12 protein-coding genes and 1 tRNA gene are annotated in these 19148 nt (G+C 64.7%); 3 read left to right on the forward strand and 10 right to left on the reverse strand.

Annotated elements, in window-relative coordinates; all coding sequences use genetic code 11:
• Positions 1-94: 94 nt before the first annotated feature.
• From ACFO0J_RS16230 to ACFO0J_RS16275, 10 genes are all read right to left on the reverse strand, one after another.
• Positions 95-1360 (reverse strand): hypothetical protein, encoded by a 1266-nt coding sequence (locus tag ACFO0J_RS16230; protein WP_368647142.1) that lies wholly within the window; start codon positions 1358-1360, stop codon positions 95-97.
• 52 nt (positions 1361-1412) lie between these two features.
• On the reverse strand, positions 1413-2825 hold the full coding sequence (locus ACFO0J_RS16235) for a DUF3987 domain-containing protein (protein WP_376814104.1): 1413 nt from the start codon (positions 2823-2825) through the stop codon (positions 1413-1415).
• A gap of 56 nt (positions 2826-2881) precedes the next feature.
• Positions 2882-3133, reverse strand: a complete 252-nt coding sequence (locus tag ACFO0J_RS16240; protein ID WP_368647140.1) for a hypothetical protein — start codon at positions 3131-3133, stop codon at positions 2882-2884.
• Positions 3134-3276: 143 nt separating this feature from the next.
• Complete coding sequence (locus ACFO0J_RS16245; RefSeq protein ID WP_368647139.1) at positions 3277-4272, reverse strand: hypothetical protein; 996 nt, start codon at positions 4270-4272, stop codon at positions 3277-3279.
• Positions 4273-4432: 160 nt separating this feature from the next.
• Positions 4433-4511 (reverse strand) — tRNA-Ile (locus tag ACFO0J_RS16250).
• 57 nt (positions 4512-4568) lie between these two features.
• Positions 4569-5312, reverse strand: a complete 744-nt coding sequence (locus ACFO0J_RS16255) for an aspartate/glutamate racemase family protein (RefSeq protein WP_376814105.1) — start codon at positions 5310-5312, stop codon at positions 4569-4571.
• Between the two features lie 23 nt (positions 5313-5335).
• A complete protein-coding gene (locus ACFO0J_RS16260; protein ID WP_376814106.1) occupies positions 5336-6691 on the reverse strand; it encodes an amidohydrolase family protein in 1356 nt (451 codons plus the stop codon).
• 11 nt (positions 6692-6702) lie between these two features.
• Positions 6703-7983 (reverse strand): TRAP transporter large permease, encoded by a 1281-nt coding sequence (locus tag ACFO0J_RS16265; protein ID WP_376814107.1) that lies wholly within the window; start codon positions 7981-7983, stop codon positions 6703-6705.
• Positions 7980-8534 (reverse strand): TRAP transporter small permease, encoded by a 555-nt coding sequence (locus ACFO0J_RS16270; RefSeq protein WP_376814108.1) that lies wholly within the window; start codon positions 8532-8534, stop codon positions 7980-7982. The genes ACFO0J_RS16265 and ACFO0J_RS16270 overlap by 4 nt, the downstream gene beginning before the upstream one ends.
• Complete coding sequence (locus ACFO0J_RS16275; RefSeq protein WP_376814109.1) at positions 8531-9547, reverse strand: TRAP transporter substrate-binding protein; 1017 nt, start codon at positions 9545-9547, stop codon at positions 8531-8533. Before ACFO0J_RS16275 ends, ACFO0J_RS16270 begins: the two co-directional genes overlap by 4 nt.
• A gap of 364 nt (positions 9548-9911) precedes the next feature.
• Between ACFO0J_RS16275 and ACFO0J_RS16280 the strand changes: the two genes are divergently transcribed.
• The 3 genes from ACFO0J_RS16280 (at position 9912) to pbpC (ending at position 19104) form a co-directional block, all read left to right on the forward strand.
• Entirely contained in the window at positions 9912-10613 is a 702-nt protein-coding gene (locus tag ACFO0J_RS16280; protein ID WP_376814110.1) for a GntR family transcriptional regulator, read from the forward strand.
• Positions 10614-12307: 1694 nt separating this feature from the next.
• Positions 12308-16693: an alpha-2-macroglobulin family protein gene (locus ACFO0J_RS16285; RefSeq protein WP_376814184.1), complete on the forward strand. Its 4386-nt coding sequence runs from the start codon at positions 12308-12310 to the stop codon at positions 16691-16693.
• The gene (gene pbpC, locus ACFO0J_RS16290) at positions 16693-19104 is read left to right on the forward strand and encodes a penicillin-binding protein 1C (protein WP_376814111.1); all 2412 of its coding nucleotides are present in this window, start codon (positions 16693-16695) and stop codon (positions 19102-19104) included. Before ACFO0J_RS16285 ends, pbpC begins: the two co-directional genes overlap by 1 nt.
• Positions 19105-19148 lie beyond the last annotated feature (44 nt).

Consider the following 19148-nt stretch of genomic DNA (forward strand, 5'->3'; position numbering starts at 1 on the left):
CAGCAAGAGGTAGTACAGTGGCGGATATGCGTCCAAAGTAGCCCCCGACTGGAGGGCTACTTTGGACATGGCAGGAGGGAAACAGGTGTTTTTGCTATGCCGTGATATGTCCGTGTTCCGTGAGCGGGAGTGCTTTGCGGATAGAGTTCTTCGGCTGATGTGGCTCACGCCATTTCTGAGGAATGTCGGACGTAGTGAACGTGCGGAAGCCTGCCGACGCTTTGATGTTCAGAAACTGGTGCTTCTGCGCCCAGAGCAGCAGGCGGCGCAGGAGATGCGTTCGCTTTTCGACGTCGTTGGCCTGAATCCGCCCCGTTTCAGGGTAATCTACAGGATTCCAGCCGCAGTTCAGACAGGCCATCCTGCCGTTGGTCCGCTCAGAAAAATAGTCTCCGATTTGATCACCTAGCAGCAGGGTTTCCTCATTTCCCAACGGGGTGTCAAAAAACAGCATGATGCGTGCAAAGTGACCGCCGCTGCGGGACCACTCCATGCTGGTGGCATGCCCAATTTTGCCCCTGAAAATCGTTTTGTGTTTCATGCCGCCCAAGAGCATGGCCAGGTCGCGCTTGAGTGTGTCTGGCGGAATGACGGGAAATGCTTCCTCCTGCTCTGTTGCCGACGTTTGGTTCAGTTTGGCTTTCTGGTCTTGAAGCTTTTGCTCCTCGATGAGAGTCATACGGTGATCCAAGTCGTCACCATTGGCCATAGCAGACTGGGGATAGGTCAACATCAGTTCGATGAGAGTGATCTCAGGGGTGCGTTTGAACAGATAGCTCTCGTAGGCGTTGGCGCGGAGGATATTGCAGTTGACCGGGAGCTGCCATGACTGCATTCGGTGTGGTAGGTTGATACGGATCGCTTCCGACTGTATGCAGGTCACGAGATCAAGAAAAGAGTGCTGGGAGACCAGCAGACGCTTGTTGTCTGCCAATGGCAGCGCAGGATTAAAAATGCTGAATGGGCCATACCGGAAGCGGGTTTGAGGCAGAAGATCGAAGAAAAGCTGGGTTGCCGGGCAGTTGTTGAAGTCGTCGGAATACAGGCTGTGAAAGTAGTGATCCAGCAGGGGAAGATGACGCCAGAGGGGCTGCTTGACGTGGTCTTCGGGAAGAGATAACTCGTCTTTTAGCTTGGTTAGGTCGCAAGCTATGGCTGCATCCATGAAACGCAGCAGGCTGTTGAAAAGCTGTAGGCTGCCGCCTATGCGGCATGTCGTGCCATTGGCGAGGGGGGCGGTCTGCAGCATCTTGTCAAGGTATGCGGCAATCTGACTGTCACTCAGGCGCGGCATGTTTTCCGGGGGCGTATCCCGAGTCTGAGAATGGGTTTCCAGCAGGTGTTGGTGATATGGTTTCATAGCGCGTATTCCTGGAGCACAGAGGCGGCCGCCTCTGTGCTCGTGTCGATGATTAGTTGTCGAAACGGTCCCGCGCCATGTTGGGCTGCGAGGCAAGCCGTCCAGATGTCGGCTGGATGCGGTTAGGTGGGACGATAAGGATGCGGCCTGCGCGGGTTACCTCAATTCGGCGGTCAGCACCAAGCAGGCCCAGCGCATTGCCGAACCGGGCAGCGGAAGAAATCCCTGCGTTGAATGCTAGATTCTGCAGTTCCTGGCGAGTTGGCGGACGCTCATCCCTACGCAGTTCGTACAGCATGTCGAGCAATAGCTGGGCATCCTGAACTTCGTTGCGCGCAGGTGCTGGCTTGGCATGGAGCAGGCGGTGAACCTCCAAGTGGTACAGCACTACCTCAATTGCACCCTCCACATATTCGCTGGAAATGTCTCCCTCCTGGCCTTCAAATGCATTCCATGCTGCGGACATGCGGCTGACATGGTCGGGTATCTTGTTGATAAAGCCTGAGCAGGAAGGGTAGAGGCCAGACTGCAGGAGTTCAGCTGTCTGGCGTCGGAGTGCGTTTAGACGAGTTTTAGCGGATTGAGAGTGTTTGATGATGCGCATGCTGGTCATGCCTGAGCGCACGTTTTCGTCCATGCAGTCGAGAAGATCGTGGCAGCGGTCCGTGTACGCTTGGTTCATTTCCCGATCCGCTTCGCTGTCGGGGATGATGTTCTCCGTACCAACCCATTCTTCGGGGCAGTATGAGCATAGGGTGCGCGGCCCCAGGCCAGAGGTATTGAAGATAGTGCCGCTCCGTAGCAGAGACCTGCTGAAATTTTCATTCTGCGTTAGCAGAAGTACCGTCAGGAGAGGCATGTCGATGACTATTACTCCACTACTGACCCTGTTGAGTGCCATCGGTTCGCCATCCAGTGCGCTGTTGATTATGGAAAAGCCTTCGGCGCGAATCATGTCTAGTACCTGATTCCCTTCTGCTGTCATCAGGCCGCTAACAGGGTTGCGGGCCAGTTGACGTAGCAGCGCCTGTACGGTGGCGTTCGATTGCATCAGGGCAGAGTCCGCTACGTCTGCTGGGGCGTTGCGGATGAGCTGGAGCAGCTTGCCTTCCTGGTTGGAAGTATCTCCGCCCTCCAGATACTCTTTACCAATTTCTGCCGTGACAGCTTTGATCTTGCCGCCGGTGGCGAGGCGTTTCGCTTCGGTGTCATGGTGCGCTTCGCGGATGTGTTCCCGCAGTTTGGCTTCCTTGGTTTTGATGGGGGCAGTGGCTAGACGAAAAGCTACTGATTTGCCCGAGCCGGATGGGCCTATGGCAATGTTTGAACTGCTTAACACCATTGATGTGTCATTTTCAAGGCGGGCGACCTTGGCGACGCCTGATGTCAGCAATGATGCGACCCCTTGGAAACAGGTGCCGAAGATTCCAGCATCTTTGTCGGTATTTCCGTAACGCGTGTGCATTCGTCCAAGCATGCCAGGGATAGTGCGCTTGGGGTAGGTAGGGTGTTCATGTTGCATTACGCCACCCCGCTCGTGTCAGTGGCGACGAGTTCGTTGTTAGCCGGGATGGCCCCATCGCGCTTGGTTACGATCACGTCAGGCCACAGTAATCGGCCATTGGCGAGCTTGGTGGGTATGACCCCCAGGTATGCTCCGTTGATGCTGTATCCCTTGCGAACCGTTTGAGGCTTGACAAGGTTTTTGCTGGCAAAGAGTTTGGTGCCAACGCCGTGTGCTGACGGCGATGCGTTTTGAACTGCAGAAGCCATGATGGACTCCGTTTTCTGAACCGACCAGAGCGTGGTCGCCGCACCATCTATGCGGAGTTGCGTGGCTCTGCGTGGATGGCGAAACGGAGTATGGGAGTGGGGGCGAGTGGGGGTGCAACCAGAAAAGGTGGGAAGAAATTTCCCTACTTCCTGCCTGTGCTACGGCCAGTGAACTTCTCTCGCTCGCTATGAATGATGCGACCAGCCTTGCTTGCTGCTTTCCAGGCCTCTTCGAATTTAGAAGCGATGTTTTTGGTTCCGGGTTTGGTTGTGAACAAGTCGGGGTGGTTTTCAAGGCAGATGGGCAGGAGTTCTTTCTTCTTCCCCGGAGGAATACTCTTGGGATTGAGTCCCAGCTCACGCGCTTCTTTTTCGATAGCGCGTATTTGCCTTTCAAGTACCGTCAAGCCTGAGTCAGGGACTGCTGAGGTCTGGGGCAAGCTTTCCTCGTGAGGCAGTGGTCCGCTCCCTAGTGGAGTCGCCGTTTCGCTGCTCATGAGCGACGGCGCTGCCTCCGATTCTGGCCCCGACATTGCCTCCGGCTTCAGCGCGAGAACTGTTTCCGATAAAAGACGCTGCACATCTCCGCTGTCCACACGCAACATGTCCTGTTTGACCGGGCCGACTTCCGTTTCTGGGGGAAATGTCGGAATCCATCCCACCTGGTTTGCCAGCCGTTTCAGACGGTCAATCAACGATGTGGACGGTTTCTCTTGTTGGGATGCCTCCCACTCAAGCAAGAGACGATGCACTCGTTCCGGACAAACATAGCCTTCGGGCTTGACGGATCGCTCTATCTTGATCTTCTTGAGGTCCACAGGCAGCAGCATAGCGTAGTCGCCGTATTGCAGCCTTTCCTGAAAGATTGGCGCTGGATCGCCCCCGTTGCCCAATAACCGGGCGTGCGGCTGCCCATGTTGGGTTACTGGCCACGAGTACAGTGTCTCATGCAGGACCGGCGCGTAGAGTGCGAGTTCCCCGGCCAGCCCTTTGTCGAGCAGATCACCTGGCTGGCATTCCAATCGAGCGGCTGCATCCTCCAATGACAGGAAATCGCGTTGAGGGGATGTGTCCGGCTCTCGCAGAATTGCAAGCCAGCGACTTGCTGCGCGCCGTGGCGACAATTTTGAATCTTCCACCTGACTAGACTCCGTTCGTAGGCATATTCAACCTGTAGGCTACTGCATGATGTGGATTCGGGGTGATCTGTGCTGTTCCAAAATGCCTACATAGTGCCTACATGAAAGCCAAAAACAAAAAGGCCAGTTCCGAAGAACTGGCCTAAGTGTTTGATAATTCTGGTGGGCCCCCCGAGAGTCGAACTCGGCACCAACGGATTATGAGTCCGCTGCTCTAACCAGGCATGAGCTAGAGGCCCGCTCCGGCCAGAAGCGCGGTGCGCCCAGGGCCGGAAGACCGGGATTATCGCATGATCCTAGGGATGCCGGCCGATCACGCGGGACAGGCCCGCCGGCAGGTTCTGGTGCGGTTTGGCGGGTGGTGCGGACAGGGCGCCGGTCTTGCGCGGGCCATGGGCGGCGCGCACCATGCTTTCGAGCATGCGGACGGCGCTGCCGACGCCGTCGATCAGCGGCACCGGGACTTCTGCCTCGATTTCGCGGGCCAGCCCGGCGAGCGGCGCGCCCGCCAGGATGATGCTGTCGGCCCCTTCGTGTACGCGTTGCAGGCACATGCGCAGCAGGATGTCGCGCGCCTCCACGCCCACCGAACCGACGTCCTTGAATGCCTGCCCCAGGCCGTGGTAGCCGGCGTACCGGCGCGTCATGCCCAGCGCGGCGACGGTTTCCTCGTACCAGTAGCCGATGCGTTCAGAAATCCCCACGATCGCGAATCGGCCGCCCAGCAGGAAGGCGCTGGCGAGTGCGGCTTCGGTCAGACCGATCACGGGGATGGGAAAGACTTCCTTGGCCTGGACCGCGCCCGGATCGCCGAACGCGGCGACGACTGCGCCGTCGTACTGGTCGTGGCATTCGCCGAGGATGCGGAAGACTTCGTGGGCGGCCACGACGGCTTCTCCCGGCGTTTCGATATAGGCGACGCCGCTTTGCGCTGTCGCTGTCGCGAGGACGGTGTCGGGCAGGGCGGCCCGCCGGGCTTCGGCTTCGATGAGCGAGGTCACGCTTGCGGAGATGTTCGGGTTGATCAGCAGCAGATTCATGGCGAGATGTCCAGAGTGGATAATTAGGCGATTTGGGCGCGTGCCCGCTCCCAGAGCGCCTCCGAGGCGGCTTGCGCGTCGGCCAGGATACGATCCTGGTCGGCTTTGAGCGCCCGGCCTTGTTCGACGACGATGTCGCCGTCAATGATGACCATGGCGACGTCCCGACCCTGGCCGGTATGCACGATGTTGCCCAGTGCATCGATGCGAGGCACCAGATGGGGCCGCCGCATGTCCAGGCAGACCAGGTCGGCGCATTTGCCGACCTCGAGGCTGCCCAGCCGATCCTCCAGCCCCATGGCGCGGGCCCCGTTGATCGTCGCCATTTCCAGGACGTCCTCAGGCTGCCAGTCGTCTTCGATCTTTTCGGCCTGGATACGCGCCATGCACAGCGCCCAGCGCATGACTTCGATCATGTCGGCGTGCATATTGTCGGTGCCCAGTGTCAGGTTCGCGCCGGCCTGCCGCAGGGCCCGGGTGGGCGCGATGCGTCCGCCGGTCGCGTTCCCCTTGGGGACGTGCGCCAGATTGATGCGGGCGGCGCCGGCACGCCGGATGTCGTCGTCGCTCAGATACATGCCATGGGCCGCGACCAGGCGTTCATTGAGCAGGCCGACCGAGTCGAGCAGTTCGCAGGGGCTGCAGCCGTCGCGTTCCTGGATGCGGCGGTTCTCGAGCCGGCTTTGGGACAGGTGCGTCGAGACGCGCATGTCGTGGCGCGCGGCGCTGTCGGCGACCTGGCGCAACAGTTCGCGCGAGCAGGTGTCCGGGGCGTGCGGCGTGAGTTGCACGCCGGTGCGGCCGCCGAACTGGCCGCCCCAGCGTTCATGCAGGCGCAGGGCCTCGTTCAGGGTGCGTTCGCCGATGGCCGGGTCGTGCCGCCAATCGCCCAGGTGGACCCGGGAGAAGTCCACGTCGTGGACCCGGCCGCAGGTGTAGACGCGCAGTCCCAGGTCAGCCATCGCCGGCAGGGTCAGGTCGGCGTGGACGTAGCTGTCGTTGATGAGGGTCGAGCCGAAAAGCAGCGCCTCCAGCGCCCCCAGCCGCGCCAGCGCCACCGCTTCCTCTTCCGTGACTTCGTGGCCGTGCGGCACGCCCGGCGTGTAGGCGGGCGCAAAGCCCATGTCCTCGGCCACGCCCCGCACCATGGTCAGGATCGTGTGCGTGTGCACGTTGACGAATCCTGGAAGGATCACGTGGCCGTCGAGGCCGAGCGTGCGCCGCGCGGGAGGCAGGGCGGGCAGGGCGGCCCGGTCGTCGAGCAGGACGATGGACGATCCGGCAATGCCGATCACCCCGTCCTCGATCACCCTGCGGGCGCCATCTCCCGTGATGACGGTGGCGCCCGTCAACAGCAGATCCAGATTTGGATGGTTCATCAGCAAGCTCCCTAGAATCCGAGCGCCCTGGGCAGCATGGTGACGATGCCCGGGAAAATGACGCACAGGGCCAGCACGATGAACTGCAGGATCACGAAGGGCATCGATTCCTTGACGATGGCCCCCATGGGGGTGCGCGTGATGCCGCTCATGACGAAGAACAGCACGCCGACCGGCGGGGTCATCATGCCGACCACCAGGTTGTACATGAACAGGAAGCCGAACCAGATCGGGTCGATGCCGAAGTTGACGGCGATGGGCGCGAACAGCGGCACCAGCATGATGTACGCGGCATTGGACTCCATGAACATCCCGACGATCACCAGCAAGGCCATCGTGATCCAGATGAACACCATCGGGTCGGAGGTCAGGGACAGGACCCAGTCCGCGAGCTGCTGGGGCACCATGTCGATGGTCAGCACGAAGGTCACCGTCGAGGCGAAGGCGATCAGCGCCCCCACCATCGAGGCGGAGACGGCGGCGCGGAACAGGATGCCGGGGATGTCCGAGCACTTCAGTTTGCGCGTCACCAGGAAGCCGATCAGCAGCGAATACACCACGGCGATGGCGGCGCCTTCGGTGGCGGTGAAGATGCCGCCGATGATGCCGCCGACCACGATGATCGGCATCAGGATGATGATGTAGGCGCGCCTGAACTGCAGCCATGCGTTTTTGGCGTTGAAGGCCTCGCCGGTCAGCGGATACTTGCGGCGCCAGGAGATCCAGCTTGCCAGCCCCATGAACCCCGCTGCCAGGATCAGGCCCGGCACGATGCCGGCCATGAACAGGCCGCCCACCGAAACGGTGGATCCGGCCATCAGGGCGTAGACGATCATGGCGTTCGAGGGCGGAATCACCGGCCCCAGGTTGGCCGCCGAGGCGATCACCGCGCAGTTGTAGCCGTCCGGATAGTGCTTGCGCAGGGCCGGCACCAGGGCGCTGCCCAGTGCGCTGGCGCTGGCGACCGCCGCACCGGTGACCGAAGCCAGGATCGTTCCGGCAATGATGGTGACGTTGGCCAGACCGCCGTGCACCCGGCCCACGAGGCTGTTGGCGAAGGCGACCAGCCGGTCCATCATGTCGGCCTTGACCATGAGTTCGCCGGCCAGCATGAACAGCGGGATCGCCATCAGGGGGAAGCTGTCCATCGCATGCAGCATGCGTTGTGCCAGCACGACCAGTTCGAAGTCGGCCTGATACAGGACGGCGAGCGAAGCGAACCCCAGGGCGAATGCCAGCGGCATGTCCAAGAGCGCGAAGATGCAGAAGACGATGATGGCAGTGATGGTCATAGCGCCAGGTCTCCCCAGGCTTTCGAGCCGTAGCAGGTATGGATCAGAAGGTGCAGCGTCGAGTGCCCGACGCACCACAGCACGCTGATGTAGTAGACGGCTGCAGTGATCGGCAGGGTCGGCATCAGTTCCTGCCACTTGTCCGCCGTGGCAATCCAGGCGGCGTAGAACGTGGCGGCCATCAGAATCATGCCCGCCGCCGACACCAGGCGGAACAGCCGTTCTCGCATGGCCGGGCTGAAGGCGTAGAGGAACAGGTCGATGCCGACGTGGACCGAGTATTTCACGCCCTGGGGGATGGCGAGGAACATCGCCCAGATGAAGAAGAGGCGTGACAGTTCATCGGCCGAATCGATCGAGGAGCTCAGCACGTAGCGCCAGAAAACCTGCAGCGACACCATGGCGGCCATGGCGGCCATGGTGGTCATGATCATCACCGCCGAGATCCGGTCAATGGCCCCGGTGATCGCCAGGAGGCGCTGCTTCAGACTGCCGGGATCTGCCGGGGCGCCGCCCGCAGGCGGCGGAGCATGTGGCGTGCCCGTGTTCATTTGGCGGTGCCTTCGGCGACGACCAGGTCGACGAACTTGGGATCGACCCGCGTGCGCAGCAGGTCAACCACCGAGGCCGTGGCCTTGCGCAGTTCTTCACGCGTTTCGGGGGTGATCTCGGTGAACTGCATGCCGCCCTTGATCAACTGTTCACGCCAGTGCGTATCCAGCTTTTCCGCTTCGGCGCGCTGCCATTGCATGGCCTTGGCCATGGCGTCGCGGACGGCTTGTTGCTGATCTGCGGGCAGGCGCTCGAACTGGCGCTTGTTGGCGACGACATTGATGTAGTCGAAGAAGTGCGCGGTGTCCGAGAGGTATTTCTGGACTTCGCTGAAACGGCGGGTCGCAATGATGTTGTAGGGATTTTCCTGGCCGTCGAGTACGCCCTGCTGCAGGGCGGAGTAGACCTCCTTGACGTCCATCGAGACCGGATTGGCGCCCAGGGCCTTGAAGGTTGCCAGGTGCACTTCATTCGGTTGCAGGCGGAATTTCAGGCCGGCGAAGTCCTTGGCCGATGCCAGGGGGCGGACGTTGTTGGTGGCGTGCCGGAAACCCAGTTCGCCGGTGCCCAGGACGATAAAGCCCTTTTCCGCCATTTTCTGGTCGAGCAGCTTGCCGGCTTCGCCATCCATGACGCGGAAGGCGGCGGTGCGGGAGTCGAACAGGAAGGGCAGGCTGACGGCTTCGAACTCGGGCACGATGCGCGTGTAGTAGGCGATCGAGCTGACCGACGCGAAGATCGTGCCGGAACGGACCTGGTCGACGTTTTCCATGGCCCCGCCCAGTTGCATGTCGGGAAAGAGGGCGATCTTCAGTTCGCCTTTGGTCGCTTGTTCGACTTCGGTCTTGAACAGCGTCATCGCCTGGCTGGCGGTGTGATCAGAGGGGAAGTTGCTGGCAATGCGCAGGGTCTGCGCGGCGTGCGCTTGCGGCGCAAGCACGGTCAGTGCGGCGGCAAGACCCAAAGCCGGCAGCATGAATGCGAGGGTACGGCGGGGGATTCGGAACAACATGATGTTCTCCTTGTGGCCCAGAGGAGGGCGTTCCGACACTGTGTGGCTGATGCCGGATGAGGGGCCCCGGTGATTGGTCGGATCATTCTAGACATGTGTTCCGAGAGGTATTCATCATCGTTAACACCTATATGGCCAATTTTAATAATTTATGTATACCGATTTATTTCTTATTAATCAGATGATTAGATTTAAAGATAAATACTGATTTCTATTTTGTAATAGATTGAAACTTACGTTATCTTGGTGGTGAAAACCCTTTTATGGAAATTTTGTGTGCTGCTCTGTATACATTTATAGGGAAAATGGTATCTTGAATGCTATAATCTGCGAAACCCACTGCCCAGATCACTCTGACCCCATCATGTCGAAACGCCGGCTCACGCCCGCCACGCCGCCCGAGGCGCATACTGCGGATGAAATCTATCAAAAGATCTACGTCGCAGTGCTCGAACATCGGCTCCGGCCCGGCACCAAACTGGTCGAGGGCAGGCTGGCCGCGATCTTCGGGTGCAGCCGTACGCGGGTCAGGGAAGCCCTGGCCAGGCTGGCCCACGAACTGGTCGTCGAGCAGATTGCGCAAAAGGGTGCGTTCATTGCACAGCCCTCCATCGAGCAGGCGCGCAATGTGTTCGAGATGCGTCGTGTGCTGGAACCCGCCATCATCCAGCGGCTCATTCAGACCCTGAATCCGGAAAAAATCCGGCGCCTGCGCGAGCACCAGCAGTTGGAGATCGATGCGCGTCGGCGTGCAGACAAGCCCAGCGTCATCCGTCTGACGGGTGAATTCCACCAGCTCCTGGCTGAACTGGCGGGCAGCGATGTGATGGCTCGAAGCATGCGCCAACTGTCGGTGCTGACGTGCCTGACCATTTTTCTGTACGACGCGCCCATGACCACCAGTTGCCGCGCCGACGAGCATTCGAACATCATCGATGCCGTCGAGGCGGGAGATGTCGCGCAGGCCCAGACGCTGGTGCTCAAGCATCTGGAGCATATCGAAGCCAGCCTGCGGCTGGAGGAAACGATCGAAGAGGTTGACCTCGAATCGATCTTCGATCTGTAGGGCGTCCCCGGGTCCGATGCGCGCGCGTTTCAGCGCGATAGCCGTGTCTGCGTGCGGATGGTAATCTGGTCCCCGGACATAAAAACAGACGCCCGGGAGGGCACCCCATGCGGCATCTTCTTACGCGCATCGCGCTGGCGGCGCTGACCCTGTGCGTTTCCGCCTCAGCCTCGGCCCTGACGGTCACCCGGTTTTCCCCCGAGGGCATGATGGCCCGGATTGCCCGGGTGCAGGCGGATTTTGATGCGCCGGCCGTGGCGTTGGGCAATGACGTTGCGGCCGATCCGTATCTGATTTCTTGCGGCGACGATGCCATCAAGGGCGCGGGTCGCTGGACCGATCCGCAGCATTGGGTCTATGTCTTTGACAAGCCCTTGGCGGGGGCGGTGTCGTGTCAGGCGCAGCCCAATCCGGCGTTCCGCGACCTGCAGGGCCAGCCGCTGGCGGGCGACGTGCGGCGCTTTGCCACCGGCGGGCCGCGCGCCCGGCTGGTGATGCCCTGGGACCGCACCATTTCAGAAGACCAGGTCTTCGTGTTGCGTTTCAATGCCGCGCCGGACACGAAGTCTTTGCTGGAACATGCGTATTGCGAGATTGAGGGGCTGGGCGAGGCCGTGCCGACGCGCCTGGTGACGGGCGTGGATCGTGCGCAGATCCTGAAGACCGTGACCGGCTCTGACGCGGCAGACGCCTGGGATGACGCCCGTTTGCTGCAATGCAAGCGTCTGCTGCCGCCGAAGGCGCGGGTGCGGCTGGTGCTGGCGGCCGGCGTGCGCTCCGTCGGGCAGGCCGGCCAGCCGGGTGTGCCGTCCAGGGTCGGGTTGGCCGAGGATTTCCAGGTCCGCACCGCGTTCAATGCGGTCATGAGCTGCACGCGCACGAATGCACAGGCGCCGTGCTCGCCGCTGTTTCCCGTCCTTGTCGCCTTCTCCAGGCCCGTGCCCCGGGATCTGGCGACTCGCGTTGCGTTGACCTCCCCGCAGGGGCCGCGCGTGGCGCGGCAGTTCGGCCCCGATGCCGAAGATGCGTCGGGCGACGCGGTCGAGACGCTGCAATTCGATCCCCCCTTCGAAGAGCGCTCGACTTTGACGCTGACGTTGCCCGATGCGCTGCACGACGACATGGGAGCACCGCTGGCCAATGCGGACCGCTTTCCGCTGAAAATCCCGATGGACGCCATGCCGCCGCTGGCCAAATTCGCCTCCGGCGAGTTCGGCATCGTGGAACGTTTCGCCGAAGGCGCGCCGGGCCAGGATCGGCCCGCCCTGGCGCCGCTGGCGCTGCGCCGGGTGGAATCCCCCTTGCAGACCCAGGACCTCCTCCTGTCTGCCGGGCAGGCGAGCGATCAGGTGATCACGGATGACGTCCAGGCCCTGCAATGGTATGCCCGGGTGAAGAGCCTCCAGGACGGCTCCTTGACGGCCGGCCAGTTCGCCGACCGGCTGGCGCTGCGCACGCCGCGCGAGGCCCGGGAAGGCGAGCGCACCATCGACGTGCGTTCGCGTTCCCTGTTCGGCCCCAAGGATACGGTCCGGAAGCTGACGCTGCCCGGGATCAAGGATGCGGATGGCCAGGACATCGAGATGGTCGGCATCCCCCTGGCCGAGCCCGGCCTGCACGTGCTGGAGGTCGCTTCGCCCCGGCTGGGGGCTGCGCTGCTGAAGCGCGCAGGCGCAGCCGCGGACGAGGAAGTCATGCACGTGCGTTCCGCCGTGCTGGTGACGAATCTGGCGGTGCACCTGAAAACCGGACGTGACGACACCCTGGTCTGGGTGACGACGCTGGATCGCGGCCAGCCGGTCGCGGGCGCCCGGGTGGCCGTGCTGAGTTGCGATGGCCGGCGCCTGCTGGACGGCGAAACCGATGCGCAAGGCGTCTGGCACGTGGACACGCCTGTGGCGACGGACGACTATTGCGAGGGCACGGAGCAGTCGGGCGTGTTCGTCACGGCCCGCATCCCTGCCGACCATGCTCAGGCTCACGGTCAGGCGGATTTCTCCTTTGCCTGGTCGAACTGGGACCGGGGGATCGAGCCCTGGCGCTTCAATGTGCCGACCAGCCGGTCCCGGGATCCCGATCTGGTGGCTCATGCAGTGCTGGACCGCACGCTGCTGCGCGTGGGCGAAACGGTTTCCATGAAGCTGTTCCTGCGCCGCCTGAGCCGCAATGGGGTGGAAAACCTGCCCGCCGATCGCCTGCCCGCGCAGGTGCGGCTGTCGCATGACGGCTCGGGCGATGCTGAAACGCTGGCGCTGGACTGGAAGACCCAGCCCGGCGGGGGCCAGTATGCCTTGCTGGACTACACGATCCCGCGCAAGGCGCACCTGGGCAGTTATTCGATCGAACTGCAGCCTTCGGCAGGCTCGGATAACGACTGGACGCCCTGGCTGCATGCCGGTGATTTCCGGGTCGAGTCCTTCAAGCTGCCGCTGCTGACGGGCTCGCTGAAGGTCACGGGGGATGAGGCGCAGGCCGGCGGGCCGCTGGTGGCGCCGCAGTCGGTCCATGCCGATCTGCAGTTGTCCTGGATTTCGGGCGGCCCGGCGCGCGATCTGCCCGCCACGCTGTCGGCCGTGGCGCGGCCCCTGACGCCCAGCTTCCCTGAATATGACGATTTCAGTTTTGGCGTGCAGGGCTTCGGCGAGGACGGCGCGCAATCCGGGGATCCGGAATCTGCCGGCGCCGCGCCTGCCGGCCTGCGGCGGCTGATCCTGGACCGGCGCGCATTGCGCCTGGACGGGCAGGGCGGGGCGCGGGTGGATCTGGCCGATCTGCCGCGCCCGTCCGAACCTCAGTCCTGGCTGTTCGAGGCGTCTTTCTCCGACCCTTCCGGCGAGATCCAGACCTTGGCCCAGACGGCGCGGGTCTGGCCTTCGGCCGTGGTGGTCGGCCTGCGCACGGGCCGGTGGATGTCGCGCGGGGAAAAGTCCAGCGTCACCTTGCTGGCGCTGGATGCGGCCGGCCGGCCGCAAGCCGGTGTGCCGGTCCAGCTGGACGGCCGCGTGCGCACGACGTACAGCACCCGCAAGCGCCTGGTGGGCGGCTTCTACGCTTACGATTCCCATGAACAGGTCGCCCCGCTGGGCACCTTGTGCCAGGGGAATACCGACGCCAAGGGGCAGTTGGAATGTCCGGTCAGCCTGGACCGGGACGGCCAGATCGAGTTGTTCGCCCAGGCCCGCGATGCGCAGTCGCGCGTGTCGCGCGCGTCGACCTCGATCTGGGTGTGGGGGGACGAGGCCTGGTTTGGCGAGGGCAACGACGACCGGATCGACGTGATCCCCGCCAAGGCCGACTACAAGCCCGGTGAAACGGCCGAATTCACGGTGCGCATGCCGTTCCGCCAGGCGCGCGCACTGGTGGCGGTGGAGCGCGAAGGCGTGCTGGAAACGCACGTGGTCGATCTGGACGGCGACGAGCCCGTCGTGCGCCTGCCTGTGCAGGCCGGCTGGGGGCCGAACGTCTATGTCTCGGTGCTGGCCGTGCGCGGCCGGGTGCGGCAGGTGCCCTGGACTTCGTTCTTCGAGTGGGGCTGGCGTCATCCGCTGGACTGGATGGATGCGCGCGCGGCCCGGTCCGACACGGTGCCTGAACCCACGGGTCTGGTGGATCTGGCCAAGCCGGCGTTCCGTTTCGGCCTGGCCGGCATCCGGGTGCAGAGCGAAGCCGACCGCCTGCAGGTCAAGGTCGAGGCTGATCACAGCAGCTATCAAGTGCGCCAGCACGCCCAGGTCCGCATCCAGGCAACCCTGCCCGACGGCAAGCCGGCCGCCGGCGCCGGCGTGGCTTTCGCGGCCGTGGACGAGGCGCTGCTCGAACTGCGTGACAACGACAGTTGGGATCTGCTGCGGGCCATGCGTGTCGAGCGTGATTACGGCGTGGAAACCGCCACCGGCCAGGGCGAGGTCGTCGGCCGCCGCCATTACGGCCGCAAGGCGGTCGCGGCGGGCGGAGGCGGCGGCTTCAACGCCACGCGGGAATTGTTTGATACGCGTTTGCTGTGGCGCGGCGATCTGACGCTGGACGCGCAGGGCCAGGCCACGGTCGATGTGCCGCTGAACGATTCCCTGACGCGCTTCCGCCTGGTGGCCGTGGTCGATCAGGGGCAGGGGATGTTCGGCACCGGCTTCACGGACATCGTCAGCACCCAGGACCTGCAGGTGGTGTCGGGGCTGCCTCAGGTGGCGCGCGAGGGCGACCGCTACGAGGTCCGCGCGACGGTGCGCAACCGCACGGAACGGTCCATGGTCCTGGCCTTGTCGGCGGGGGTGGCTGCGGCGGACGGCGCCGAGCAGGCCCTGTCCGAGCAGGCGGTGTGGCTCGAACCGGGTGCGGCGCAGACCGTGACCTGGCCGGTGACGGCGCCGCTGCTGTCCGGCCAATCGGAAACCGAGGCGCTGAAATGGCGTTTCGAGGCGCGCACCACCGAAGGCGAGGCGGCGTCCGACCGGATCGTGGTCGGACAGACGCTGCTGCCCGCCGTGCCGGTGACGGTGCGCCAGGCCACGCTGCTGCAGATCCTGGATGGGGTGCCGCAGCAGGTGCCGGTGAACGCCTCGGCGCGGGCCTTGCTCGATACGGCCGGCGTGCCGCGCGGCGGCGTCCGTGTCAGCCTGCAGTCCAGTCTGGCGGGTTCCCTGCCGGGCGTGAGCGACTGGCTGAGCGCCTACCCCTATACCTGCGTCGAGCAGCTCAGCGCCAAGGCGCTGGGGCGGCGCGATCCGGCTGCGTGGCAGGCGCTGATGAAGCGGCTGCCCGACTACCAGACCGAGTCCGGCCTGCTGTCGTATTTCCCGGGCGGACGCGGCAGCGTGGTGCTGACGGCGCACCTGCTGGAAATCGCCACGCGGGCGCAGGCGCCGGGGAACGCCTATGGCCTGCCCGGTGTCGAGCGTGAACGCATGCTGGCCGCCTTGCAGGACTATGTGTTCGGCCGTCTGACGGAAGACGGCTGGGCACCGGTGCGGGACGATTTCTGGCGCAAGCTGATCGCCGTCGACGCGCTGGCGCTGGCCGGCGCCTGGCAGCCCGGCATGCTGGACAGCTTCGCGCTGGAAGTCAGCGACTGGCCCACGGCCGCCGTGGTGACCTGGCTGTCGATCTTGCGGCACGTGCCGGAACTGGCGGACCGCGAGGCCCTGTCGACCCAGGCCGAAGCCGTGTTGCGCGCGCGGCTGACGCGTCATGGAACCACGCTGGTGCTGGCCGACGAGACGGTGGATTCGGGCTGGTGGCTGATGAGCAATCCCGCCACGGCCCAGGCCCGCCTGTTGATGACGGTGCTGGACCGGCCCGGTTGGCGTGCGGACCTGCCGCGCCTGATGACCGGGCTGCTGTCCATGCAGCGCGAGGGCGCTTGGTCCACCACCGCAGCCAATGTCCTGGGCACCCTGGCGGTGGATCAGTTCGCCCGCAAGGTGGAAACCCACGCGGGCGAAGGCGCCGTGCGCGTCGCCTTGCCGCCGGGCGAGCCGACCGTGCTGCCCTGGGCCGACATGCCCCAGGCGGACGGCATCCGCCGCCAGTCTCTGGCGCTGCCCTGGCCGCAGGCGCGTACCGGCACGTTGGACATTGCCCAGCAGGGGCAGGGCAGCGGCTGGGCCACGATCACGGCGCGCGCCGCCGTGCCGGTGACGCAGGCCGTGGATGCCGGCTTGCGGGTCGAGCGCACGGTGGTGCCGGTGTTCAAGGCCCAGGCCGATCGCTGGTCGGCGGGCGACGTCTACCGCGTGCGCCTGCGTGTCCGGACTCAGGAGTCCCTGGTCTGGTCCGTGGTCAGCGACCCGGTGCCGGCGGGGGCGTCCATCCTGGGCAGCGGGCTGGGACGGGATTCCAGCCTGTCGACGGCGGGCGAGGACCAGAACGACTGGAACCAGCCCAGCTTCGTCGAGCGTGACGCGGGTGTGTTCCGGGCCTACTACGAGGTCATGGAGCCGGGCGAACGCACGCTGGAATACACCGTGCGGCTGAACGTGCCGGGGGATTACCAGTTGCCGCCGACGCGCGCCGAGGCCCTGTACCAGCCGGATGTGTTTGGCGAGACGCCCAATACGCCCTTGCACGTGGGGCCGCAGCCCTGATGAAGTTGGCGGGGCGGGTGGGTTCGATGGGCCGGTGCCGCGTGACGGTCCGGCGGCTGCAGGCTGTTGCGCTGGCCTTGGGCCTGGGGCTGCTGGTCCCGGCCGTGTCCGCTCAGGCGCAGGCCCCGGAGGCCCGGGCCCAGACTCAGGCCGGGGCGGTTCAGCTCCAGGCCTCGGTCTTTCCGCCCGACTATGTGGCAGTCCGGGAGACCTGGCGACCCTCGGACGCGCGGCTGCTGGCCTCGGACGGGCGCGAACTGCAGCGCCTGCGCACCGACTTTTCCGGCCGGCGCGGCGACTGGTTGCCCCTGAGCGAGGTGTCGGTCGCCTTGCAGCGGGCCGTGGTGGTGTCCGAAGACCGGCGCTTCTATGAACACAGCGGCGTGGACTGGCTGGCAAGCGCCTCGGCGGCCTGGTCGTCGGCCTGGGGCGATGGCGTGCGGCGGGGAGCTTCTACCCTGAGCATGCAATTGGCGGCGCTGCTGGACCCCGCGCTGCGGCGCGGGCCGGGCGGGCGCGGCATTCTGCAGAAGCTCGATCAGATGCAGGCGGCGCGGGTGCTGGAATCCCATTGGACCAAGCCCCAGATCCTGGAAGCCTATCTGAATCTGGCGGCCTGGCGCGGCGAACTGGTCGGGGTCGATGCCTTGTCGCGCGTGCTGTTCCAGAAACATGCCTCGGGCCTGACCTTCCGTGAAGCCGCCCTGGCTGCCGTGCTGCTGCGCGGGCCGAACGCCCCGCTGCCGACGCTGGTCCAGCGCGGCTGCGCCTTGCTGCGCGAATTGGGCCGTCCGGACGAGTGCCAAGGCTTGCGGGGTTTTACGCAGGCGGCCTTGTCGCGCGCCCGCGAAGCGCGATTCGACACACCGGCGCTGGCGCCGCATTGGGCGCGGCTCTTGTGGGATGCCGGTCTGGCCGATGCACACGGCGAGATCCGTTCCACCCTGGATCGCGGGCTGCAGGCCGCCGCCGTGCAGTCGGTGCGCCGGCGCCTGGGTGAATTGCACGGCACGGGGGTGAGCGATGCCGCCGTGGTGGTGCTGGACAACCGCAGCGGCGCCGTGCTGGCCTACGTGGGCTCGTCCGGCGCCTTGTCCGAGGCCGCCGACGTGGATCACGCGCGCGCGATCCGCCAGGCCGGCTCGACCCTGAAGCCCTTTTTGTACGGTTTGGCGCTGGACCAGCAGCGCCTGACGGCCGCTTCGCTGCTGGACGACAGCCCGGTGGGGCTGGACGGGGGCGGCGGGCTGTACGTGCCGGACAATTACGATCATCGTTTCGGCGGCTGGGTCAGCGCGCGCACGGCGCTGGCGTCTTCGCTGAACGTGCCGGCCGTGCGCACCCTGATGCTGGTCGGGCCCGATGCGCTGGCCGAGCGTCTGGTCGCGTTGGGCCTGCCCCTGGACCGGGGCGGGGATTACTACGGCTACAGCCTGGCGCTGGGGTCAGCCGACGTGACCTTGTTGTCCCTGGCCAATGCTTATCGGGCGCTGGCGCGCGGGGGCGATTACGCGCCCGTGAACCTGCGCGCCCGCCCGGGCGCCGCAGCCCAGACGGGCGTCCGGCTGTATTCATCCGAGGCCGCCTGGATCGTCGGCGACATGCTGGCCGACCGCGCCGCGCGCGCCCGGACCTTCGGCCTGGACAGTCCGCTGACCATGCGCTTCTGGACCGCGGTGAAGACCGGCACCAGCCGCGACATGCGCGACAACTGGTGCGTGGGCTGGTCCGCCGACTACACGGTGGGCGTGTGGGTGGGCAATAGCGCCGGGGCCAGCATGCGGCACGTCTCGGGCGTCAGCGGCGCCGGTCCCGTCTGGCACGATGTGTTCGACTGGCTCTACCGGAATCATGCGCCCGGCGAGCCGGCCCGGCCGCCCGGCGTCGCCGCCCAGGCGGTGGTCTTTGGCGAGGCGCTGGAACCCGCACGCACCGAATATTTCCTGGGGGATACGGCCCAGGCCCGGTTTGCGCCGCCGGACGCGCAGGACGATCCCGGCCGTCCGCGCATCGCCGAGCCCGTGGACGGTACGATCCTGGCCCTGGACCCCGACATTCCCTGGGATCGCCAGCGCCTGCGTTTGCGGGCGGTGGATGCCCGTGCGCGGCCGGTGACCGAGGCGCGCTGGTTCCTGGACGGCGCGCCCTATGGCGAGGGCCGTGATCCGGGGCTGATAGCGGACTGGGCGCCCCGGCCGGGCGCGCACGTCTTCGAGCTGCGGGATGCGCAAGGCGGGGTGCTGGACCGCGCCCGGATCATCGTCCGGGGCGGGCGCTTTGCCATCGAGGCAGAAGGCGCCGGGCGTGCGCCTTCGGTGGAATCCGGTGTGCCCAGGCACGAGAATGCGCAGCCGGAAACCCCCGCGGATCGGCGCGTCCGGAACGATTCTGACGCTCAGGGTAAACATTGATCACGGCGAAATATGCCATCATGACACCATCGATAAGAGTGATA

The sequence above is a fragment of the Castellaniella hirudinis genome, from assembly GCF_042651965.1.
GTDB lineage: Bacteria > Pseudomonadota > Gammaproteobacteria > Burkholderiales > Burkholderiaceae_B > Castellaniella > Castellaniella hirudinis.